The organism is Serratia sp. D1N4 (genome assembly GCF_054552755.1).
Genome location: NZ_CM137274.1, coordinates 1,314,700 through 1,335,010, shown reverse-complemented (window position 1 = coordinate 1,335,010; position 20,311 = coordinate 1,314,700). Strand labels below are relative to the sequence as shown.

General features: G+C 54.2%; 22 protein-coding genes. 8 read left to right on the top strand and 14 right to left on the bottom strand.

Annotated features, from left to right (window positions below; all coding sequences use genetic code 11):
* Positions 1-43: 43 nt before the first annotated feature.
* From ACX1CU_RS05705 to ACX1CU_RS05685, 5 genes are read right to left on the bottom strand one after another with little or no spacing between them, the layout of a single operon-like run.
* Complete coding sequence (locus ACX1CU_RS05705; protein WP_459401636.1) at positions 44-1,237, bottom strand: 3-hydroxybenzoate 6-monooxygenase; 1,194 nt, start codon at positions 1,235-1,237, stop codon at positions 44-46.
* 39 nt (positions 1,238-1,276) lie between these two features.
* A complete protein-coding gene (maiA, locus tag ACX1CU_RS05700; protein WP_459401635.1) occupies positions 1,277-1,921 on the bottom strand; it encodes a maleylacetoacetate isomerase in 645 nt (214 codons plus the stop codon).
* A gap of 13 nt (positions 1,922-1,934) precedes the next feature.
* Positions 1,935-2,636 carry a fumarylacetoacetate hydrolase family protein gene (locus ACX1CU_RS05695; protein ID WP_459401634.1) on the bottom strand — a complete coding sequence of 234 codons (702 nt, stop codon included), beginning with the start codon at positions 2,634-2,636 and terminating at the stop codon, positions 1,935-1,937.
* A 35-nt stretch (positions 2,637-2,671) separates the two neighbouring features.
* Positions 2,672-3,709 (bottom strand): gentisate 1,2-dioxygenase, encoded by a 1,038-nt coding sequence (gene gtdA, locus ACX1CU_RS05690; RefSeq protein ID WP_459401633.1) that lies wholly within the window; start codon positions 3,707-3,709, stop codon positions 2,672-2,674.
* Positions 3,710-3,725: 16 nt separating this feature from the next.
* Positions 3,726-5,075 carry an MFS transporter gene (locus tag ACX1CU_RS05685; RefSeq protein WP_459401632.1) on the bottom strand — a complete coding sequence of 450 codons (1,350 nt, stop codon included), beginning with the start codon at positions 5,073-5,075 and terminating at the stop codon, positions 3,726-3,728.
* A 137-nt stretch (positions 5,076-5,212) separates the two neighbouring features.
* On the opposite strand from ACX1CU_RS05685, the gene ACX1CU_RS05680 reads away from it, so the two are divergent.
* The gene (locus ACX1CU_RS05680; RefSeq protein WP_459401631.1) at positions 5,213-6,136 is read left to right on the top strand and encodes a LysR family transcriptional regulator; all 924 of its coding nucleotides are present in this window, start codon (positions 5,213-5,215) and stop codon (positions 6,134-6,136) included.
* Here ACX1CU_RS05680 and smrA read toward each other — a convergent pair.
* Positions 6,133-6,705 carry a DNA endonuclease SmrA gene (gene smrA, locus ACX1CU_RS05675; RefSeq protein ID WP_459401630.1) on the bottom strand — a complete coding sequence of 191 codons (573 nt, stop codon included), beginning with the start codon at positions 6,703-6,705 and terminating at the stop codon, positions 6,133-6,135. The two genes, ACX1CU_RS05680 and smrA, sit on opposite strands and share 4 nt — an antisense overlap.
* 189 nt (positions 6,706-6,894) lie before the next feature.
* On the opposite strand from smrA, the gene ACX1CU_RS05670 reads away from it, so the two are divergent.
* Positions 6,895-7,236, top strand: coding sequence for an MbeD/MobD family mobilization/exclusion protein (locus ACX1CU_RS05670; protein WP_459401629.1), 342 nt, complete (start codon positions 6,895-6,897; stop codon positions 7,234-7,236).
* Positions 7,237-7,301: 65 nt separating this feature from the next.
* Positions 7,302-7,748, top strand: coding sequence for a DUF1198 family protein (locus ACX1CU_RS05665; RefSeq protein WP_459401628.1), 447 nt, complete (start codon positions 7,302-7,304; stop codon positions 7,746-7,748).
* A 13-nt stretch (positions 7,749-7,761) separates the two neighbouring features.
* Here ACX1CU_RS05665 and ACX1CU_RS05660 read toward each other — a convergent pair whose 3' ends face one another.
* Positions 7,762-8,769, bottom strand: a complete 1,008-nt coding sequence (locus ACX1CU_RS05660; RefSeq protein WP_459401627.1) for a helix-turn-helix domain-containing protein — start codon at positions 8,767-8,769, stop codon at positions 7,762-7,764.
* 154 nt (positions 8,770-8,923) lie between these two features.
* Here ACX1CU_RS05660 and ACX1CU_RS05655 point away from each other — a divergent pair, with 154 nt between their 5' ends.
* Entirely contained in the window at positions 8,924-9,949 is a 1,026-nt protein-coding gene (locus tag ACX1CU_RS05655; protein ID WP_459401626.1) for an alpha/beta hydrolase family protein, read from the top strand.
* A gap of 207 nt (positions 9,950-10,156) precedes the next feature.
* Here the strand turns inward: ACX1CU_RS05655 and asr are convergent, their stop codons facing one another.
* On the bottom strand, positions 10,157-10,462 hold the full coding sequence (gene asr / locus ACX1CU_RS05650; RefSeq protein ID WP_459401625.1) for an acid resistance repetitive basic protein Asr: 306 nt from the start codon (positions 10,460-10,462) through the stop codon (positions 10,157-10,159).
* Positions 10,463-10,749: 287 nt separating this feature from the next.
* Here asr and ACX1CU_RS05645 point away from each other — a divergent pair, with 287 nt between their 5' ends.
* Positions 10,750-11,058 carry a DUF883 family protein gene (locus ACX1CU_RS05645; protein ID WP_459401624.1) on the top strand — a complete coding sequence of 103 codons (309 nt, stop codon included), beginning with the start codon at positions 10,750-10,752 and terminating at the stop codon, positions 11,056-11,058.
* A gap of 73 nt (positions 11,059-11,131) precedes the next feature.
* Here the strand turns inward: ACX1CU_RS05645 and ACX1CU_RS05640 are convergent, their stop codons facing one another.
* From ACX1CU_RS05640 to ACX1CU_RS05630, 3 genes are all read right to left on the bottom strand, one after another.
* The gene (locus ACX1CU_RS05640; protein WP_459401623.1) at positions 11,132-11,419 is read right to left on the bottom strand and encodes a type II toxin-antitoxin system RelE/ParE family toxin; all 288 of its coding nucleotides are present in this window, start codon (positions 11,417-11,419) and stop codon (positions 11,132-11,134) included.
* A complete protein-coding gene (locus ACX1CU_RS05635) occupies positions 11,420-11,707 on the bottom strand; it encodes a CopG family transcriptional regulator (RefSeq protein WP_459401622.1) in 288 nt (95 codons plus the stop codon).
* Positions 11,708-11,822: 115 nt separating this feature from the next.
* On the bottom strand, positions 11,823-13,178 hold the full coding sequence (locus tag ACX1CU_RS05630) for a 2-hydroxycarboxylate transporter family protein (RefSeq protein ID WP_459401621.1): 1,356 nt from the start codon (positions 13,176-13,178) through the stop codon (positions 11,823-11,825).
* A 327-nt stretch (positions 13,179-13,505) separates the two neighbouring features.
* Here ACX1CU_RS05630 and ACX1CU_RS05625 point away from each other — a divergent pair, with 327 nt between their 5' ends.
* From ACX1CU_RS05625 to ACX1CU_RS05615, 3 genes are read left to right on the top strand one after another with little or no spacing between them, the layout of a single operon-like run.
* Positions 13,506-15,098, top strand: coding sequence for an ATP-binding protein (locus ACX1CU_RS05625; protein ID WP_459401620.1), 1,593 nt, complete (start codon positions 13,506-13,508; stop codon positions 15,096-15,098).
* A gap of 17 nt (positions 15,099-15,115) precedes the next feature.
* Positions 15,116-15,802 (top strand): response regulator, encoded by a 687-nt coding sequence (locus ACX1CU_RS05620; protein ID WP_459401619.1) that lies wholly within the window; start codon positions 15,116-15,118, stop codon positions 15,800-15,802.
* 40 nt (positions 15,803-15,842) lie between these two features.
* Positions 15,843-16,301 (top strand): helix-turn-helix domain-containing protein, encoded by a 459-nt coding sequence (locus ACX1CU_RS05615; RefSeq protein ID WP_459401618.1) that lies wholly within the window; start codon positions 15,843-15,845, stop codon positions 16,299-16,301.
* 79 nt (positions 16,302-16,380) lie between these two features.
* Here the strand turns inward: ACX1CU_RS05615 and ompL are convergent, their stop codons facing one another.
* The 3 genes from ompL to ACX1CU_RS05600 form a co-directional block, all read right to left on the bottom strand.
* A complete protein-coding gene (gene ompL / locus ACX1CU_RS05610; protein ID WP_459401617.1) occupies positions 16,381-17,076 on the bottom strand; it encodes a porin OmpL in 696 nt (231 codons plus the stop codon).
* A gap of 88 nt (positions 17,077-17,164) precedes the next feature.
* Complete coding sequence (locus ACX1CU_RS05605) at positions 17,165-18,601, bottom strand: MFS transporter (protein WP_459401616.1); 1,437 nt, start codon at positions 18,599-18,601, stop codon at positions 17,165-17,167.
* A 280-nt stretch (positions 18,602-18,881) separates the two neighbouring features.
* Positions 18,882-20,279, bottom strand: a complete 1,398-nt coding sequence (locus ACX1CU_RS05600) for an MFS transporter (RefSeq protein ID WP_459401615.1) — start codon at positions 20,277-20,279, stop codon at positions 18,882-18,884.
* Between the last annotated feature and the right edge of the window lie 32 nt (positions 20,280-20,311).

Here is a 20,311-nt window from a genome sequence, read left to right as displayed (position 1 = left end):
TTTTATAGCCAACGGCGTTTAACCACGCCGTTGGCTGCTATATCTAACGCGCTTTCAGGCAGTTCTGCTCTTTCCAGCCATATAGCCATTCCAACGACCGATAAAACTCCTGCTGCGATTTACCTTGCCACAACAGGTTGCGCACCGAACGCTCGACGCCTTTGGCATGATACAACCGCCCCATTTCACGGGTAGACCAGACGATGCGGGCCGTTCGCGGAATACGCACCGATTCATACAGCGCAAAGGCTGCGGCAAAATCCCCCTTGCAATGGGCGATCGCCTCCCCCAGCGTCACCGCATCTTCCAGCGCCATACAGGCCCCTTGCGCCATATATTGCGCAACCGGATGCGCCGCATCGCCCACCAGCGTCACCCGCTCGTTACCCCATTGGCTCGAGGGTTCACGATCGGCGGTCGCCCAGCGGCGCCAAGAGGTGGGCTTATCCAGCATCTGCCGTGGGCGTGGGTGGATCCCTTCAAAATAAGAGAGCACTTCTTCTTTACTGCCGTCGGTAACGCCCCACTCTTCCACCTGCCGGCTATGGAAGGTGACCACCAGATTATATTGAGCCCCGCCGCGCAGCGGATAGTGCACCAAGTGGCAATGCGGCCCGGCCCACAGCACCGGCGCGTTGATGCGCAGATCCTCCGGCATATCCGCACACTCAATCACCGCGCGGTAAACCACATGGCCGGTCACACGCGGGCTGTCGTTCAGCAGTGATGCACGCACTACCGATTTTCCACCGTCGCAACCCAGTAAAACATCGGCCTCATAGCGGTTCCCTTGGCTGTCGAACACTTCCACGCCCTGCGGATTAATGCGGATATCCACGATCTGCGTCGAGGTTTTATAGCTCACCAGCGGGTTCTTCAGCGCCGCCTGCCAGACGGTGTCATGAATATCAACGCGATGGATCACCGCATAAGGGCCGCCAAAGTGCTCACGGAATGCCTGGCCGGTTTCGATACGCACCACTTCATTGCCATCTACCGCATCCATCATCGAGATATGGTCGGTAAATACCGCGCGTTCACGCGCCACCTGACCAACGCCCAAGCTATCCAATGCTGAAAAAGCGTTTGGGCCAAGCTGGATGCCCGCGCCAATCTCACCAATTTCATGGGCACGCTCCAGTAGCAGCACCTTGATGCCACGTTTAGCCAGAGACAGCGCGGTTGCCGCACCGCCGATACCGCCCCCCACCACAATTGCCGTTGCCTGTTTGCTCATCGTTATTCCCCCAATGTGTTGCTCTGTGTTTTTCTTTTTTTAAACCGGGATCACATCCGCCTGTTGTTCAGGTGCCGCAGCGATAAACGCTGGCAGCACACTGCAGGCCAGATAAACCCTGGCGCAACGGGGATAAGCCGCAAGATCGCAGCCCATCCGTAGCGCATTGGCCCATTGCGGGATCAGGCAACAATCTGCCAGCGTTGGCGTATGGCCCACGCAATAATCCCCGGAATCCGCCCGCGCCAGCATGTTCTCTACCGCCGCCAGCCCCTCTGCGATCCAGTGGGCATACCACGCTTTTCTCTGCGTTTCTGTCATGCCCAAGGTATCGGTCAGATAACGCAGCACGCGCATGTTGTTGACCGGGTGAATGTCGCAGGCAATGGCAAAGGCGATCTCCAGCACCGCTGCGCGCTGCCGTTCATCCTGCGGTAATAGCGGCACCTGCGGATAGCGGCGATCCAGATAGTCGATAATCGCCAATGACTGGCCAATCGCCTGCCCGCGATCGTCGACCAATGCAGGCACCAAGCCGATCGGGTTCAACTGCCGGTAGGCGGCACGCAACTGCTCGCCCGCGCGGATATTGACCCCTTCACTTTGATAATCAACACCTTTCAATGCCAACGCGATCCGCACCCGATAAGAGGCTGAGCTGTTAAAAAAACTGTAGAGCTTCATGATTGACCTCTTCTCAGGCGATGTTGACCTGCAACGGCGTCAACCCTTCAACGGCACCATCGATACGATCGCCACACACTACCGGGCCCACACCTTCCGGCGTACCGGTATAGATCAGATCCCCTGGTTGCAACTCAAAGAAACCGGAGAGATAGCTGATGGTTTCCGCCACCGACCAGATCAAGTTACTGATGCTGCTGCGCTGATGATCTTCGTTATTCACCGTCAGCCAGATCGCGGCCTGCTCGATATTTTTCACGCTGTCTGCCGGGTGGATCGGGGCGATCGGTGCCGAGCGATCGAACGCTTTGCCAATCTCCCACGGCCGCCCCATTTTGCGCATTTCCATCTGGCGATCGCGGCGCGTCATATCCAGGCCGGTGGCATAGCCATAGACATAGTCCAACGCCTGCGCGAGCGGGATATCGCTGCCGCGCTTGCCAATCGCCACTACCAGTTCGATCTCGTAGTGATAGTCATCGGTTTGCGCCGGGTAGGCCAGTGTCAGGCTTTCACCGGCAGCCACCGGCACCACCGCATCCGCCGGTTTGCAGAAGAAGAACGGCGGTTCGCGATCGGGATCGAAGCCCATTTCCCGCGCATGGGCGGCATAGTTACGGCCAACGCAATACACGCGATGCACCGGGAACAAACTGCTGCTGCCAGCAACGGGAACGGCGGTCACCGCCGGTGGGGTAAACAGGTACTGACTCATAATGACTCTCCTTTAATGATGTGATGTGGTGTCAATCAGCCGCGCGCTTCACGCAGCAGGCCCAGCGCTTGCTGCACTGGCCGATCGGAAAAGCTGAACAGCACGCTTTCGCTATGCGTAACGAAGCTGAGCGGTTGCCAGGAAGGCACGACGAAAATATCTTTGGCGCTATAACTGAATGACTGATTGCCAATGGTGACGGTGCCTGCCCCCTCCACCACGTGATAAATGGTGCTGTCGGTGGTGCGGATCTTCTGGCTGCTAAAGCCTTGCGGCAGCAGTTGCAGGAAGGCGGCAATGGTCGGCATTGGCGCACCGCCGTTAGCCGGGTTGACGTAACGCAGCTTGATGCCTTCGCACTCATCCAGCGGGCCATTGCGCAGCAGTTGTTCCAGCGCTTCGCGGCTGCGGTCATAGCGGTAGTTAAAGATCGGTGACGAGTTGCCTGCCTGATAGCGCACCGGCAACAGATTGGCTGCGTAGCGCGGCTGGAAGTCGTTTTCCGGGCGCGTCACCGGTTGTTGTTCCTGCGGGTAGTTCTCGGCAAAAGCACAGCCAAGATAATTGACCAGCGGCAGATCCAGGCCATCCAGCCACACCACCGGCTGCTCACCAGGGTTACCGTGATCGTGCCATTGCCACTGCGGCGTGAGGATAAAATCCCCCGGATGCATGGTGGTACGTTCACCATCAACCGCGGTAAATGCCCCTTCCCCTTCGACGATAAAGCGCAGCGCCGATTGCGTGTGGCGGTGGCTAGGGGCCACTTCACCCGGCATGATCAACTGCAGGCCAGCGTACAGCGACTGAGTGATGGAAGACTTACCGCGCAGCGCCGGGTTTTCCAGCACCAGCACCCGGCGTATCGCCTCTTTGGCACCAATCAGCTCACCACTGCGCATCAGGAATGGCCGGACTTGTGCGTATTTCCACAGCGCAGCCACGCATCCGGCGTTAGGTTCGGTGGTCACCAAGTTGTGCAGCGACTCCCACAGCGGCGTGAGGTTCATTGCATTGATTTCCTGATAAAAACCCGCTCTTTGCTGTTTTATTGCTGGTGTTAATTCAGACATCACATGATCCTTTTAGTTATCCGCGAGCGATTTGTGCTTTGGCAATTTGGCGCACGCCGCGCACCTGGTTGAACAACACGCCCAGGGCGATAGCGGCCAACAGCGCCGGGATGGCGATAAACATGAAAATGGTGGAAAACGACAGATTAAACGACAGCATCACCCCACCGCTGAGCGAGCCGAAAATCGCGCCGCAGCGGCCAACGGCATTGGCCCAGCTCACGCCGGTGGCACGGCACAGCGTGGGATACAGCGAAGCCGAAAGCGCATTCAGCCCCACCTGTGAACCGCTGATACCGATGCCGGTGCCCAGTACCGCAAAGGCCATGCCCCACAGCGAACCTTCCGAAATGCTGATCAACACGATGAACAGCGCGCCAATGCCATAGCTGGCCGCCAAAACCAGATACGGGTTGCGGCGATCCATCAGTTGGCCGATGACGATCGCCCCCAGCGTGCCGCCCACCTGGAACATGGCGGTGACCCATGAGGCATGCTGTAAATCGATACCGCTGTTATTGAGCAACGTTGGCAGCCAACTGGAGAGCAGGTAAACGATCATCAGGCTCATAAAAAATACGCACCACAGCAGCAAGGTCACCGAGAGTACGCCGCGCTGGAACAGCGCCGCCACCGAGCTTTTCGCCGTCGGTTGTTCCGGCAGATAAAACTCCACATCGCGGTAGTCCTGCCCGGTAATGCGGTGCAACACTGCCGCCACCTTCTCTGGCTGGCTATTGCGCAGCACGCGGTAGCGAGGCGACTCTGGCAGCACAAAAATCAGCGCCAACAGCAGCACCAGTGGCAGCACACCGCCAATGATCAGAATGCCTTCCCAGCCGATCAGTGGTACCAGTTGCGCACTCACCAACCCACCCAATGCGGAACCGAGGGTGAAACCGCAGAACATCAGCGTCACCAACCCCGCACGCCGCCGCTTGGGCAAAAACTCCGAAGTCAGCGTGATGGCATTCGGCATTGCCCCGCCCAACCCCAAACCGGTCAGGAAACGCAACAGCGTCAGGGTGTTCATATCCGGCGAGAAAGCGGAAAGCAGGCTCATCAGGCCGAAGAACGCGACACAGAACTGCATAATCTGCTTGCGGCCAAAGCGATCCGCCAGCGGCCCAAACAGCAGTGCCCCCAGCGTCAGGCCAAACAGCCCGGCACCGAACAGCGGGGCCAGATGGACAGCATCAAGCTGCCATTGCAGGCGTATCGCCGGGGCAATAAAACCGATGGCCGCGGTATCAAAACCATCGATAGTGACCACCAGAAAACAGCATGCCAAAACACGCCACTGGAACGCCGAAACCGGTGCTGCATCAATAACATCCTGGATATTAAGCCGACGAGAGTGCTTCATGGCCGATTGCCTCTTTAGGTGTAGGGTCTTTTGTTGTTTTTGTGATGAGTGTTGCTAAGTTGTTAATACTATGTACAAGCGCAATGTGAAAAGATAATGGCATTTCCGCCCTTGCGATAACCTGGAGGTTATGCCAAATGGCAGACTGGACTCAGCGGCTCAAAATCCATCATCTGCGTTTATTGATGTGCCTTGGCGAACAGGGCAACCTGACGCAGGTGGCAAAAATGATGAATATCACCCAGCCTGCGCTGTCAAAATGGCTGTCAGCGCTGGAAGAAGAGGTGGGGATCGTACTGTTTGAACGCCACAGTAAAGGGCTGCGGCCGTCGGAAGGCGGGAAACTGCTGCTGGAACATGCGCGCCGCATCCTTAACGATCTCGATCGCTCGCGTGAGGATATTGCCCGCTTCAAGCAGGGTGGCCAAGGCAGCCTGCTGATTGGCTGCTCGCCGGTAGCGACCGACTGCGTCACGCAGGCGATCCTGGCGGTGGTTGATGAGTACCCTAACGTGCATCTGCAAATTGTCGAAAACGTGATGACGCCGCTGTTGCAACATCTACTATCAGGCAAGATTGACGTGGTGGTTGGCCGCATTGGCGGCCACGCGTTGCAGCTGCCGCTCAACTATCGCGTGCTGTATACCGAACCGGTGTGTTTCGTCGCCCGTACCCAGCACCCTTTGGCGGCGCGCAGCAGCATTGCCTGGGATGAACTGGTGGCCTACCGCTGGATCGTCTGGCCAAGCGGCACGCCGATCCGCGTCAGTATCGATAATGCGCTGGTGGATCAGGGCGTGATGCTGCCCAGCGATCACATTGAGTCGGCATCGATGAGCGTTACCTTGGGGATGATTCAGGGCAGCGAGATGATCTCCATCCTGTCGTGGCGGCTGGCGGAACGCTATGCCGCTCAGGGGCAGCTCACCATTCTGCCGCTGCCGCGTATCGAGCAGAAAGGCAGCGTCGGCGTGTTCTGGCGCAAAAACGACATTCCCTCCGGTGTGCTGCAACGCTTTCTCAATCAGTTGATCAGCGATTCTGCCGGGGACGGTGCTTAACGGCTGCGTTTGGCATGTCGCTCGAAGTTTTCTGCCTTCGCTGCGGCAGACTTACGCAGCGTGACATAGCAGGCCCCCTCACCGCCGTCGCGCGGCAGTGCGCGGCAAAACGCCTGCACCTGCTCAAACTGCGCCAGCCATTTGGCCACGTAGCTGCGCACAATATTGGGGTGACTCTGATCTTCCCGCCCACGGCCATGCACGATCAGCAACGAGCGCAGGCTGTTTTGCTCTGCCTGCATAATAAAACGGAACAATTCCTGACGGCAGGTTTCTACCGGGCGCCTCAGCAGGTTCAGGCTGGCCTGCGGCGCATAGTGCCCACTGCGCAGCTTATCCAGCACGCCCTGCTGAATGCCTTCGCCCTTGTATTCCAACGGGACATCGCACGCAATGATGTCGAGAAAGCCGGTGCTGAGGAAGTTTTCCAACTGTAGCGCCTGCGCTTCGCGGCGCACGCGTTTGTCGATGGGATCTTGCGGTTTAAAGTATAGCGTCTGCTGCCCCTCGGCTAACGGGGTTACATCGGCCATCGCCTGCTCAAAAAAGCCTTTATCTTCGTTGCTCATTTCGTGTCACTCTCGGGGGATTATGCTAACCAATAAACGACCGGGGGATCCTTGTGATATGGGGGGATAAAGATGATTGTAAGACGCCCTGCACAGGTTGCAAGCCAGGAATTACCGGCAACGGGTGAGCTTCTGAGCCATTTTCGCTATACTGCAAGCCATCATTGAGTGCCGCAAAAGGAAAAAACCATGACAATGCGCGAACTGGACAGCCAGTTTCAGAATGCAATGAATGAGTTGCAGGCCAGCTTTGAAAAACAACACCGCGAATGGCAGCAAAGCTATCAGGCTTTGCAACAGCAATTGGAAGAAGCCCAACAGCGTGAAATTGCACTGCGGATGCAGAATGAGCAACTGATGCACAGGCTGAACACCGCCAGTTCGGTGCCAGAGCAACATGCGCTGATCAAGCAGATCAAAATGCTGGGAGCACATCTGGATGCCTTGGCAAAAGACGCCGCCACCTTCAATCGCTATGCCCATAATCAGCAACACGCCACAGGCAATTTCAGCGGCGAGCAACACGGATAATTTCAGGCGCTGTTTGCAGCGCCTCCTGCCAATTCCTGGCGCTCCAAAACGGTAAAACATCATCAATGACGTGGATCATCATCGCCGCCCTGATTGCGGTATTTATTATCGGTTACCGCATTCTGACTTCCGATACCCGCAAGGCGATAGATTCGCTGGTACAGCAACTCAAAGTAAAACCGATGCTGATTGAATCGATGCTGCAAGAAATGGGCAACCGCAACAGCCAGACGTTTATCCGCGTGCTGAACAACGGTTATACCGAAGAGATGCATCAAGCCGCTTATCTGCTGTTTATCTATCTGACGTTTATCAAACAGGCGGACGACGAACAGATTGGCCTGTGGCGCGAAATGCTGCTACGCGCCGGGCTATCGCCGGAATTGCATGCCGAGCACACCGAGGCGGCGCTGTTTTATTTCGCTGAGTTGGATTTGGATGCGTTCGAACTGGCACAGTTCCGCCGCGCCTATAATGAACGCTATAACCGCGAAGTGCTGACTCACTGGTAAAACAACCGGGAAGCTAAGAAGCCGTTTTACGCTTACGCCATTCGCTCGGGCTGATGCCATAAACCCGCAGAAACTCGCGGTTAAAGTTGGATTTAGTACTGAATCCGGCTTGCAGCATGATGTCGGTGACCGGACGATCGCTGCCGATTAACCATTCAGCCGCTTGCTGGATACGCAGTTGGTTGACGTATTGCGAAACATTCATCCCCGCCTGCTGATTGATGGCCTGCGACACCTTGCGTGCCGGTAGCCCTACTTTGCGTGCCAAACGCGCCAGATTCAGATTCGGCTCCAGATACAAGTCGTTCTGCAATAATCGCCGGTTTATCTGCTGGAACCAGAGTTCGCACTCTTCGGCGTCGGGGGCCGCGCTGGTTAACGCCGTCTGCACAGGAGGTTCTTCCGAGTCCGGTTGCCCCCGGCCACCACCAAGCACCAGCGCCACACCTACTACCACCAGCACATTGCCAAAAGCTACCAGCGCGCCAGCATGATGGCCCGCAAATAGCGCGTAATCCAGAGCGATAGCCAGTTCGGCAAAACCACCGATCGTCAACAAGCCACCTAACCCGCACCAGAGCCGGTAACTGAGCCAACTGTCAGCCAGCGAAACCTGCTGTAAGCCATTCTCGCCGCGCTTCAGATAACCCAAGATAGCAGCGCCGTAACCCAAATAACCGACAACGATCAGCCCATCCAACGCGAACAGTGCTTTCCACTGGGCCAACAGCGTTAACAGTGGAAGCAACAGATGCCCAGTGTCTCGCCATCCCGCCGGCCCGCGCGCATGGAGCATCAATACCAGATAGCACAATGGCGGGATCAACGCTGCGCCCAAGGGTTGTAACCCGGCAGCCCAAGTCTGTTGATAGCCAAAACGGATCCCCACCAACAGGCTTTGCCAAGCGCATATCAGTAACAGCAGTTGTAACAGCCAACGGCGCGGCTGTGGTCGGCCAAGGCGCACAGTCAAAACCACACACAGCAGGCTGAACAGAAATGACAGCGGGATAAGCGGCATGGAACTCCTCTTTACAGGCTTGCGGAAAACCAATGAGTGTAGAAGCCAGCGTCAGCCAAAACAATCGTTTAGCGACCTGGATCGCGATCAAGGTCGCAGAGAGCAGGAACCGCTGCCACTGTGGGTTTTCCCATCCTCGTTAAGGAAAGCAATAATGAAAAAGCTGTGGTTCTTCTGGTTACTGTTTAGCAGTGTGGCAACGGCGGCACCCTGGCAGGTCGCCAGCCGCTTGCAAACGTTTTATAACGGCGATCGTCAACTGGTTACCCGTATCTATTACCCCACTGCGGCCAATGGCCCGTTGCAAACGGTAGGTGCCAGACCGGTATTTGAAGGTATTGCCGCGCAGCCTGATGCGCTACCGGCAGCCGGGCGTTTTCCGCTAGTGGTTTTGAGCCACGGCAGTGGCGGCAACAATAGCAGCCTAGCCTGGCTGGCGCAGGCGTTGGTACAACAGGGCGCGATTGTGGTTGCAGCCAATCATCCGGGCAGTACCACCGGCGATTCTGTTCCCGCACGGTCAATATTGCTTTGGCAGCAAACGCGAGATATTTCAGCGCTGATCGACGCGATGCTCAGTGACACAACCTGGCGGCCGCGGATTAATGCTCAGTCAATTGGCGTGATGGGCCACTCTAAAGGCGGCTACAGCGCCATTGCAACCCTTGGTGGCCGAGTAGCCTTACAAGATTTTGCCGTTGGTTGCCAGCGCCAGCCAAACTCACCCAACTGTCTATTCTACCGAGGGGTAGCACTAGAAAGCGTATCCACCACCGCGTTTGATGCCAGCTATACCGACAACAGGATCCGCTTTGCAGTCGCGCTCGATCCGGGCATGGTGCCCTACCTGCAACCCAGCAGCCTGCGGCAGTTAACTGCACCGCTACTGGTCGTCGCCGCACAGCACTATATGCCAGACGAGGCCGATGGCGGCATCGGGAGTGAATCGCTGGCAGCTTACGGCGGTCAGCACCCCATTACTGCGTTGAAACTGGCGGGTGCCAATCACTTCGACTTTTTGCCGCTATGCAATACAAAAGCCTTGGCGATATTGGCGCAGGAAGGAGAAGCCTTTATCTGTGCTTCTGGCGTACAGCAGCGAAAGCGCGTACATCAACAAACCATCAGCGCAGTACTGGCTTTTATACAGCCATGGTTACCCGCGCCCGTTGCAGAATAGGGTTTTAAAGGAAGCGATACTATATTAACTGGTCAGGAACAGTTGCCAAGCAGCAGCCAGACCACACAGCGTTACAGCACTGAAGATCACTTCAAACAGATAGTGATTAATCATGATGACGTAACCTCAAAAGAAGACACCCGGAAAACCGGGTGTCTGGATACTTAACTGATGACGCGGAACCGTTAGCGGATCCGCAGTCTTCACTTATTTAGCGGCTGGAGCAGCGGCTTTTTTGCTGTCTTTGTGGTGTTTTTTAGCAGCCTGGGCTTTTTGCTCTGGAGCTTTTTTGCTGTGTTTCTTCGCTTTAGCAGCCTGAGCTTTTTGCTCTGGGGCTTTGGTGGTGGCTTTCTTGTGCTCTTTCTTATGATGAGTGGCTTTTGTACCGTGAGCCGGAGCAGCCATGGTATCAGTCGCCGCTGGGGCAGCCGCCGGTGCTGCAGTATCAGCAGCGAAAGCAATTGAAGACAGACCCATAGTGGCAGCAACGATCAGCGCTAATACTTTTTTCATTTTTAAATCCTCAGAGAGTGTTTTTCGGTAAGCCCGGTTGGGCCGTTGAACAGATAATAAAGGAATCAATTCAGTACTTCCGTGAGTGATTGGTTTCGCCGAGTAACCAAATGTACAAAGCTGGTGAAGCCTGTACATCAGGGGTGCACAGTTCAATGATCCCAAATTGCTGCCAACTGCTGAAGATGACCGATCACACGCCGAGATATCGCGATCTTCCCCTATTCGCCAGCATCGATTAAAAAATGGTCTATACTCAGAGGATGTGTTCAATAACGGAGATTCTAATGTTCAAGAAAGCTGAAAAAGTAGAACGAGACATCGATCAGGATCTCGCCCTGCTGGCCGACACGCTCGATGAGGTATTACGCGATTCCGCTAGCAAAACCAAAGAGGAACTGAGCGAGTTGCACAACAAGGCAAAAGGCGTTTTACGCGATGCCCGTGCACGTTTCAACGATTCCAGCAGCCTGACACAGCATGCACGTGACGTGGCAGACCATGCCAATAGCTATGTTCGTGACAAACCCTGGCAGGGTGTCGGTATTGGTGCCACCGTTGGCATCGTCATCGGCCTCCTGCTCGCCCGACGTTAAACACCCCTGTAGCTAAAAAGATGAAACTGATGTGCGTCTGGCCCACGGGAAACCGTGGGCCGTTTAGTTTTAGTTAATACCCCAATTCTCTCTGGCTGCGGATCGCCAGCACAAGTATCGTGTCGATATCGGGAATATAGCGATAAAGCGCCACATAGCCTCTGGCTTGATAACCTATCACCAGCTCACGCATCCCTCTATTTATCGACTTGCCGATCAGAGGGTTATGTTCCAGGACGGAAATGGCCTGAATTATCTCCTGGATCCTCAAGGGAGAATTTGCAACATCATAGCGAGACAGGTGTTCAAGAATACGCTCAATGTCATCCATGACCTTCGGTGGCAGTTTGATCGCGGTCATTTAGCGCCCCAGCTTTCTCGCCACTGGCTTAACTGCACTCTGGTTACCGGCCATATGTTCTTCCAGATAACCACGCATTTCAGACCAGGAGATCGTTTCACCGCTGGCCACAATGTCGGCGTATCTTGCTTCTGCTTCGTCTTCAAAACTGCCTTGCAGCTCTTCGCGCGTGGCTTTTTCTGCAATAGCCTGCAAGATAAAACTGTGTGATGTTATGCCAGCATGTTCCGCCGCAATGGCCACTCTGGCCTTCAGTTCATCAGACATACGGATTGTGGTGGTAGACATAGAAACAGCCCTCAATCAGGAGCACATAAATGTAGCTCAATTGTGCTACAGGCTATCTGATATCACAAGGCGTCCTCCCATAAAAGCCCCGCCGGGAGGCAGGGCAATCCACACCTCAGAAGAAATGCGACAACGCCAGCAGCGACAGCGAAACATTAATCGCGCCGCCGATACGGGTGGCGATCTGGGCAAAAGGCATCAGCGACATACGGTTACCCGCCGTCAGGATCGCCACATCCCCCGTACCGCCCTGCCCGCTCTGGCAGCAGGAAACGATGGCGACATCGATCGGGTGCATACCAATCCTCTTGCCGACAAAGAAACCGGTGCCCACCAGCGCACATATGGTCGACACAATCACGATCAGATTCTGCACGGTGAATGCATTAACCAGCTCCTGCCACGGCGTGATGGCAACCCCTACGGCAAACAGGATCGGATAAGTCACCGCAGTACGGAAAAATTTATATACCACCTGCGAGCCTTCCTGAATGCGCGGGGACACGCCGTGCGCCAGTTTCACCGCCACGGCGGCAAACAGCATGCCCACCGGCGCAGGCAGGCCAATCAGCCGGTTCAGCAGCATCCCGACCATATACAGCAGGATCGCCAGCAGGGCCCCGCAGGCAATGGTGCTCACATCCACCATCTTGCCACTGGCCTGCTCGGCCACCGGCATCTCGCTATACCCTTGTTTGCTAGGCATCAGGCTGCCTTCACCGGTCAGGTGCGGGTAGCGTTTACCTATCTGGTTGAGCAACCCGGCGATCACAATAGCGGTCAGGCCACCCAGCATCACAATCGGTAAAATGCGCCCCAATGCCACGCCCTGCTCCATATGCAGAATGGTGGCATAGCCCATCGACAGCGGAATCGCGCCTTCCCCGACGCCACCAGCCATAATCGGCAGGATCAGGAAGAAGAAGATCTGGAACGGCTCCAGGCCCAGCGCCATGCCAACCCCCATCCCGACCAGCATCCCAACCACTTCACCGCACAGCATAGGGACGAAGATCCGCAGGAAGCCCTGAATCAGCACCTGACGATTCATACTCATAATGCTGCCGACAATAATGCAGCAGATGTAGAGATAAAGAATATTGGTCGACTTATAGAATTTGGTGGTGGACTCCACCACCACATCCGGCAGCAGACCATAATGCACCAGCGCGGAAGGAATAAAGGTGGCACAAATAGCAGCCGCCCCCATTTTGCCCACCAGCGGCAGGCGTTTGCCGAACTCACCACAGGCAAAACCAAAAAAGGCCAGCGTTGCCACCATGACCACAATATCACTGGGTAATTTACCTGCCAGGCAATCCAGTAAAATAAGCACCCCGGCCAGAATAAAGAACGGCAGAGGAATAATACCTATTTTGTAATTATCCAGAATGTGCCACCACTTTTCGCGCAGCGAAAGCGGGGGCGTTTTATCTTTGGTGACAAGGTAGGAATCATCGGTTGTGCTCATAGGCTGGCCTCTTATTAGTCTGTTCGGCCATCATAGAGAAACGCACGGATTAACCGCTGTGATTACGTTCAAAATAAGAAAGGTTTTTTAATGGTGGTTATGGTTTCTATGGTGTTAATAGCCCTTATGTAAAATAATGCGTGGTGTTAATGGCGTTAATAATACTGCCAATTTAAACTTTACTGCTTTTATTGCACGGCAGTGTGCTTATTAGTAAGCACTATAAAGCTGCACAGGTAGTCACAACTTGATCAGGAGCAACATTACTTCACGGGATTCTCATGATAGGGTAATCACTCAAACAGACTTCAAGGCCAGCAGCAAACCATGCGGATAAAACTCTCTTTTCAGATCAAACTGTTTCTATGCCTGGTGGCCTTTTCCTCTCTGCTGTTAACGTTAATTGGTGCTTACACCTACTACCAACTGGATAGCCAACTGCACCGCGATCTGGGAGCTCGTGCCCAGGTACAGGCGCGGGAAATTGCCCTGACCCCTACGCTGATTAGCATGGTAAAAAATAACGACACCGACGGCATTGCTACGCTGATGAACAAAATCCGCGCCAGCAGCGATGCCAGCTATATTGTGATTGGTGATAATCACACCATGCACCTTTATCATTCCGAACACAGCAATTTGCTGGGCACGCCGATGGTCGGTGGTGATAATAAAGAGGTACTGGAAGGAAAAAGTATTATTTCCATCCGCAAAGGGGGCATTGGGATTTCATTACGCAGCAAAGCACCAATTATGGATGAAAATAATCGGGTAATTGGCATTGTTTCGGTAGGCTATCTGAAATCACATATCGACAGTTTAAATGCCCACACTCTGACACAAATTGTCGGTTCGATTATTCTGTTATTGTTCGCCTTGTTTATTTTCTCCTGGTTATTATCCAAAAACTTAAAGCGCCAGATGTTCTCGCTGGAACCCAAAGAAATTGCGCTGCTGGTACGCCAACAGAAAGCCCTGCTGGAAGCTATTTATGAAGGGGTGATCGCCGTTGATCCGCAACTGCGTATTATCACTATCAACCACGCCGCCCGCGAGTTGCTGGATCTGCGCCAGCCTGCCAGCAGCCTGATGGGGCGTGAAATCAGTGAAGTGATCCAGTCGCAGCCAGATTTCTTCAGCGCTACCCAATTAGGGCAGGATACGCACGATGAAGTGTGCCGTTTCAACCATGTGCGGGTGATTGCCAGCCGGGTCAGGATCATGCAGGAAGAGGAATTGCAGGGCTGGGTGATCAGTTTCCGCGATAAAAATGACATCAATACCCTCAGCAGCCAGCTCAGCCAGGTGAAACGTTATGCCGATAATCTGCGCATTATGCGCCATGAACAGTTGAACTGGGCCGCCACTCTGGCCGGTTTGCTGCATATGCAGCGTTATAATGAAGCGATCCGCTACGTGGAAGCCCAGTCCGAAGGCGCACAGGAGATCCTCGATTTCGTTTCCCAACGCTTCAGCTCAGCCGCGCTGTGCGGCCTGCTCTTGGGCAAATACGCCAGCGCGCGCGAAAAAGGCATTGAATTGCGTTTCGATCCGGCCTGTCAGTTGCGCCAGATCCCAGCATCGCTTAACGAAACCGAACTGATGTCGATTATCGGCAACTTGCTGGATAACGCGGTCGATGCCACACTGCTTTGCGCTGCTCCGCACCATGCGGTAGAACTTTATATCAATGACAACAGCACTGAGCTGGTGATTGAGGTGGCAGATCAGGGTACCGGCATCGCAGCGCAAGTGCGCGATACGCTGTTTGAACAAGGCGTCACCACTAAAGATAAAGGCGATCACGGTATTGGCTTGCATCTGGTGGCCAGCCACGTTGCGCAGGCGCACGGCAACATAGAAGTGTCGGACAACGATCCGCGCGGCACCATTTTCTCTCTGTTTATCCCAAAGGCTTAAGCACCCGGACTCACCCTATGCAATATGAAACACTGGACGTTCTGATCGTGGAAGATGAGCCGCAGTTGGCGACACTGCATACCGAATTTGTCGAGAAAAACTTTAACCTGCGGGTGGTCGCCTACGCCGCTACGTTGGCAGAAGCCAGAGCCAAAGTTAACGCTCACCAACCACGCCTGATCCTGCTGGATAATTTTCTACCGGATGGCCAAGGGATCGCGCTAATGGAAGAACCGGCAGTGAAAAACCCGTCCTGTTCGGTGATATTTATCACTGCGGCCAGCGATATGCACACCTGTAGCCAGGCAATCCGCAACGGCGCGTTCGACTACATTATCAAACCGGTGTCTTACAGTCGGCTACGTAATTCCCTAGAGCGTTTTATTCAGTTTGCCCAGACGCAACGCACTTTCAAGGTGATCGACCAAAGCAATGTCGATGCCTTGTACAACCTGCACGCCAAACAGTTTGCCAGCGAAACCGGTGCCAAAGGGATCGAGGCCAACACGCTGGAACTGGTAAAGACGTTATTCATCAACCAACCGGATACCGCGCATGCGGTAGAAGACGTGGTTGATCAGGTCGGCATCAGCAAAACCACCGCACGCCGCTACTTGGAACACTGCGTTGCCACCCAGTTCGTGCGCATCGAGATGCTATACGGCAATATCGGCCATCCGCGGCGGTTGTATCGTAAGGTTTAAATTTGCTAATAATGATGGGCGGATTTTAGGAGCATAAAGAATGACTATTGCATCTCATAGCAGCAAAAATGGCATCGATGCGACAACTGCAGAAGGTATGATCGCCACATTCACCAACGCAGTGAAATGCATTCCACTCATGGCCGGTGGTAAAAGCGAAGCGGAATACAAACAAGCCCTTGAACTGATTGAATATCTCATCGATAGAGACGATCTGGACAACCCACTGTTTGAACCGTTAGCGGCAAAAATCGCTGAATATGAACAGCATGCCCCAGAGTTCGAGGATTTGCGCAACCATATGGCCGAGCTCCCCAGCGGTGTTACAGCTTTGCGCACTCTGATGGACCAATATGGGCTCAAGCCAGCAGATCTGGCAGATGAACTGGGATCCAAAAGTAATGTGAGCAACATTCTGAGTGGCCGCCGCGCATTGACTGTTCAGCATATTAAAGCTCTGGCTGCGCGTTTTAATGTCCCTGCCGGTCTGTTTATTTAGCCATTTGAGTATGCCATTTAACACCAATGCCACTTACTTTACCCGGCCAGATGATTTAGCCGGGTAAATTTTTTATATCTCAAAAAGTATAACGTAGGCCTACCCGGATACGGTATTGCTCAGCATTATAATCCAGCCAACGATCCAGCCATTGCAGTTCTAAATAAGGCATCCAGTGGGTATCTATTTTATAACTGAACTTATTAGTAATTTCCCAATGGTGGCCTTTACCATTTTTACTGTGGAAATCATTTACCCGAATAAAATAATGGGGTTCGAAGGTATAATTCAGCGCATCGGTGACTTTAAAATTCCAATAACTGGCAAACTCATGGGTATCATTACGCGCTGGTTGGCCGTTGAAATCGATGCTGTCATAGTTACTGCGGTTATAACGGTAACGCACGGTCAGGTTAAACACTGGCAGGAATTTATAGTTGTTATCCAGATACAGCGCCCCGCCGGAACCGGCACTGTTTGAGTTAACCAGCCCACCGGAGGAGATAGTCCATTGATCCGTTGGGCGCAGCAGCGGATACCAGCCTTCGAGCTCGTTATAGCCGTGCTTTAACTGATCAAACTTCCCTATGTTATAGGCATTGGTGGCCATCACCCCGGCACCGCCATCAAAGTTATAGCCCGCACGCAAAATAACCTCATTCAATTCCGAGGCGGTGTTGTAAGCTTCGCGCGTTTCCAGATAAGCGCGCCCGGCCTGAGCGCTGGCCGAGGCGATTAATGCCGTAATCAACAGTAATGATTTAACTTTATTCATCTTGATTCCCCAAATAGTCTGGATAAATGAGCGTAGAGAACCCGCCGCCATGCAATAGCGCATGGCGGTAGAGTGTTATTTTTAATAATTAAACTTCTTTGATGGCTTGCGTGTTAACCACCGGCTGAAAGGTTATTTCCTTACAGTGGTTGCCTTTGCGCATATTGATGTCATTGACTATCTGCATAAATAGCTGCTCGTTTAATTTATAGAAAGCACCCATCATAATTGCAGCCCCCATCGCTAATAGGCAGGGATAAATAAAGATCAACTGACGCAGGCCTTCCAATACCGCAGGTGACTGCGCAATATTGGGGACGTAGCCAATTTGCGTCAGCATAATCCCCGGTAGCAACCCCGCCAGCGCGGCGGAAATCTTGCGCGAAAACGTATAGCCGGTGTAGACCGAACCCTCCGCGCGGATGCCGGTTTTCCATTCGCCATAATCGACGGTATCCGACACCAACGCCCAATTAAGGCTGTTAACAAAGGCGGTACCAAAGAAGGCCATGCAGGAGAACGCCACAAAAGAGACCGAGCTATTGCCCCAGCCGTAGTTAAGCAAGTCGCCCAGGCACCACAGCAGCAACCCACCAAGGTAGACGCGCTTCTTGCCAAAGCGTTTCACCGCCGCAGGCACCATCAACACACCAATCAGAATGCAGCCCATGCTGAAAAAACCCATGTAGGACAGCAAACGGATATCGTGCAGCACGTACTGAGTGTAATAAACCTGGATCGCCAGCTTGATGTTAAACGCCGCTAGCGTACACAAGTTGGCAAGACACAGCACCAGCAGCGGCGGGTTCTTGAAGATGCCGCAGAAGGATTTGAAGATCCCCGGTTTATGATGTTCCGGCACAATCTCGACATAGCGCTCTTTCACCCCGGCATGGCACCACCACATGCAAAATACCCCGCAGGTGGCAAACACCGTGGCCGCAGCCAGATAGCCAATCTCCGGGCGGGCGGTAAACAGCGCCTGGATCGGCACAAACCCGACGGTGCATAGCAGCAGGCCAAGCGTGGCACCGCCCTGCCGCCAGGCGGCCAACTGTGCACGTTCATTCGGGTTTTTGGTGATCGCAGGCACCATTGCCCCGTAGGCGCAGTTCATCAGGCTATAAAACAGGCCGAACAACATAAACAGCACGGTGGCCAGTATGGTTTTGGCGTTCAGGCTGAAACCACTATTGAGGAAGTTGGCCACTGCCAGCAGAGCCACCGGCAGCGAGGCATAGAAGATAAAGGGCCGGAACTTGCCTTTGACCCCGATATTACGCCGCGAATCCAACAGCACGCCGGTCAGCATATCGGTGAAGGCGGTAAAGAATTTGGCAATCAGGAAGATTACCCCGCCGTAGATCGCGGGCAGCCCCAGAATGTCGGTATAGAATTTCAGCAGATACAGCGTGCCAATGCACAGCATCAGGTTAGAACCGAAGTCCCCCATGCCGTAGGCCAGCTTTTCACGCAGCGGCAACCGCAGCGTGACGGGATCGTTGTAGGGTATCGAGTCGGCCATATAACAGGTCCTTATTATTTTTTATACCCTTCGTCTTTCAAGTTACAGCGTTGTTGGCTGCGCGCGTCCACCCCAGTCACTTACCTAAGTAAGCTCCTGGGGATTATGAGCCTCATTACTGAGGCTCACCCTGCGGGCCAGCGCAAGCGCTGTTCAAATCAGTCTACGACCGATTTGTCACGCACTTGCCGGCTAGCTGTAACTTGAAATCCTGTGGGTATAGCATCCATTAATTACTGATAGCACTTATGTATCTATCGAATTAGCAGGTTGCATCTGTTTACACTGCCGGGCTCATGTTGCGTTTTCGGGTTTCCAGCTCATCCACAATCTTTAGGTAGTTTTTCTCCGTCAGGTGGTAGAACAAGCCCATGGTCAATGCCGTCAGCACCGCCAGTCCGCAAGGGTAGATAAAGATCAGTTGCCGCAGCCCTTCCAGCGTGCCAGCACCTTGCTGCACATTAGGCACATAGCCGATATAGGCCAGCATCACGCCGGGGAAGAACCCGGCCAGCCCTTGGGAAACCTTGCGGAAGAAGGTAAAGCCGGTATAGACGGTGCCTTCAGAACGCACGCCGGTTTTCCATTCGCCATATTCCACGGTATCGGACACCAGCGCCCAGTTAAGGCTGTTAACGAAGGCGGTGCCAAAGAACGCCAGGCAGGAGAACAGCACAAACAGCGTGGAGGTGTTGCCCCACAGGTAGTTCATCGCATCGCCGAGGATCCACAGCGACAAACCACCCAGGTAAACGTTTTTCTTGCCAAAGCGCTTCACCACCGTCGGCACCAGCAGCACACCGAGCAGAATACAACCCATGCTGAAGAAGCCCATGTAAGACAGCAGCGTGATGTCGTTAAGCACGTATTGGGTGTAGTAGATCTGAATCGCCAGTTTGATGTTGAACCCGGCCAGCGTGCACAGGTTGGCAACGCACAGCACGAACAGCGGTTTATTGCCGGTGATGGCTTTAAAGGATTGCAGCAGGCCCGGCTTTGGTGCGCCCGGTTTCGGCAGCTCGACGTAGCGTTCTTTAACGCCGGAATAGCACCACCACATGCACAGCATGCCAGCGAACGCGAAGATCGCCGCCGCTACCAGATAGCCCACCTGCGCCTGGCCTTCAAACAGCGACAGGATCGGTACAAACCCGACGGTACACAGCAGCAGGCCAACCGTCGCCCCACCCTGCCGCCAGGCGGCCAGTTGCGCTCGCTCCTGCGGGTTTTTGGTCATCGCGGGCACCATGGCGCCGTAGGAACAGTTCATCATGCTAAAGAACAGCCCGAACGCCATAAAGATCAGCGTGGCAATCACGGTTTTCGCCAGCACGTCGAACGACATACCAACGCCGATAAAGTTAGCCACCACCAGCAGCGCTACCGGCATTGAGGCATACAGGATAAATGGCCGGAACTTGCCTTTGGGGCCGATATTGCGCCGAGAATCCAGCATCAGGCCGGTACTGATATCGGTAAAGGCGGTAAAGAAGCGAGAGATCAGGAAGATCAACCCGCCCCACGCAGCCGGAATGCCCAACACATCGGTATAAAACTTCAGCAGGTACAGCGTACCCACGCACAATAAGAGGTTAGAACCGACATCGCCCATGCCATAGGCGAACTTCTCGCGCAGCGGCAGCGTCAATTTAACCGGATCATGGTTGACTTCACTCATGGTGATTCTCCTTGGAAAGCACCCCATCCCGA

Excerpts from the sequence above, each read along its gene's own strand:
- ACX1CU_RS05705 (WP_459401636.1), bottom strand. The coding sequence starts at position 1,237 with ATGAGCAAACAGGCAACGGCAATTGTGGTGGGGGGCGGTATCGGCGGT.
- maiA (WP_459401635.1), bottom strand. The coding sequence starts at position 1,921 with ATGAAGCTCTACAGTTTTTTTAACAGCTCAGCCTCTTATCGGGTGCGG.
- ACX1CU_RS05695 (WP_459401634.1), bottom strand. The coding sequence starts at position 2,636 with ATGAGTCAGTACCTGTTTACCCCACCGGCGGTGACCGCCGTTCCCGTT.
- gtdA (WP_459401633.1), bottom strand. The coding sequence starts at position 3,709 with ATGTCTGAATTAACACCAGCAATAAAACAGCAAAGAGCGGGTTTTTAT.
- ACX1CU_RS05685 (WP_459401632.1), bottom strand. The coding sequence starts at position 5,075 with ATGAAGCACTCTCGTCGGCTTAATATCCAGGATGTTATTGATGCAGCA.
- ACX1CU_RS05680 (WP_459401631.1), top strand. The coding sequence starts at position 5,213 with ATGGCAGACTGGACTCAGCGGCTCAAAATCCATCATCTGCGTTTATTG.
- smrA (WP_459401630.1), bottom strand. The coding sequence starts at position 6,705 with ATGAGCAACGAAGATAAAGGCTTTTTTGAGCAGGCGATGGCCGATGTA.
- ACX1CU_RS05670 (WP_459401629.1), top strand. The coding sequence starts at position 6,895 with ATGACAATGCGCGAACTGGACAGCCAGTTTCAGAATGCAATGAATGAG.
- ACX1CU_RS05665 (WP_459401628.1), top strand. The coding sequence starts at position 7,302 with ATGACGTGGATCATCATCGCCGCCCTGATTGCGGTATTTATTATCGGT.
- ACX1CU_RS05660 (WP_459401627.1), bottom strand. The coding sequence starts at position 8,769 with ATGCCGCTTATCCCGCTGTCATTTCTGTTCAGCCTGCTGTGTGTGGTT.
- ACX1CU_RS05655 (WP_459401626.1), top strand. The coding sequence starts at position 8,924 with ATGAAAAAGCTGTGGTTCTTCTGGTTACTGTTTAGCAGTGTGGCAACG.
- asr (WP_459401625.1), bottom strand. The coding sequence starts at position 10,462 with ATGAAAAAAGTATTAGCGCTGATCGTTGCTGCCACTATGGGTCTGTCT.
- ACX1CU_RS05645 (WP_459401624.1), top strand. The coding sequence starts at position 10,750 with ATGTTCAAGAAAGCTGAAAAAGTAGAACGAGACATCGATCAGGATCTC.
- ACX1CU_RS05640 (WP_459401623.1), bottom strand. The coding sequence starts at position 11,419 with ATGACCGCGATCAAACTGCCACCGAAGGTCATGGATGACATTGAGCGT.
- ACX1CU_RS05635 (WP_459401622.1), bottom strand. The coding sequence starts at position 11,707 with ATGTCTACCACCACAATCCGTATGTCTGATGAACTGAAGGCCAGAGTG.
- ACX1CU_RS05630 (WP_459401621.1), bottom strand. The coding sequence starts at position 13,178 with ATGAGCACAACCGATGATTCCTACCTTGTCACCAAAGATAAAACGCCC.
- ACX1CU_RS05625 (WP_459401620.1), top strand. The coding sequence starts at position 13,506 with ATGCGGATAAAACTCTCTTTTCAGATCAAACTGTTTCTATGCCTGGTG.
- ACX1CU_RS05620 (WP_459401619.1), top strand. The coding sequence starts at position 15,116 with ATGCAATATGAAACACTGGACGTTCTGATCGTGGAAGATGAGCCGCAG.
- ACX1CU_RS05615 (WP_459401618.1), top strand. The coding sequence starts at position 15,843 with ATGACTATTGCATCTCATAGCAGCAAAAATGGCATCGATGCGACAACT.
- ompL (WP_459401617.1), bottom strand. The coding sequence starts at position 17,076 with ATGAATAAAGTTAAATCATTACTGTTGATTACGGCATTAATCGCCTCG.
- ACX1CU_RS05605 (WP_459401616.1), bottom strand. The coding sequence starts at position 18,601 with ATGGCCGACTCGATACCCTACAACGATCCCGTCACGCTGCGGTTGCCG.
- ACX1CU_RS05600 (WP_459401615.1), bottom strand. The coding sequence starts at position 20,279 with ATGAGTGAAGTCAACCATGATCCGGTTAAATTGACGCTGCCGCTGCGC.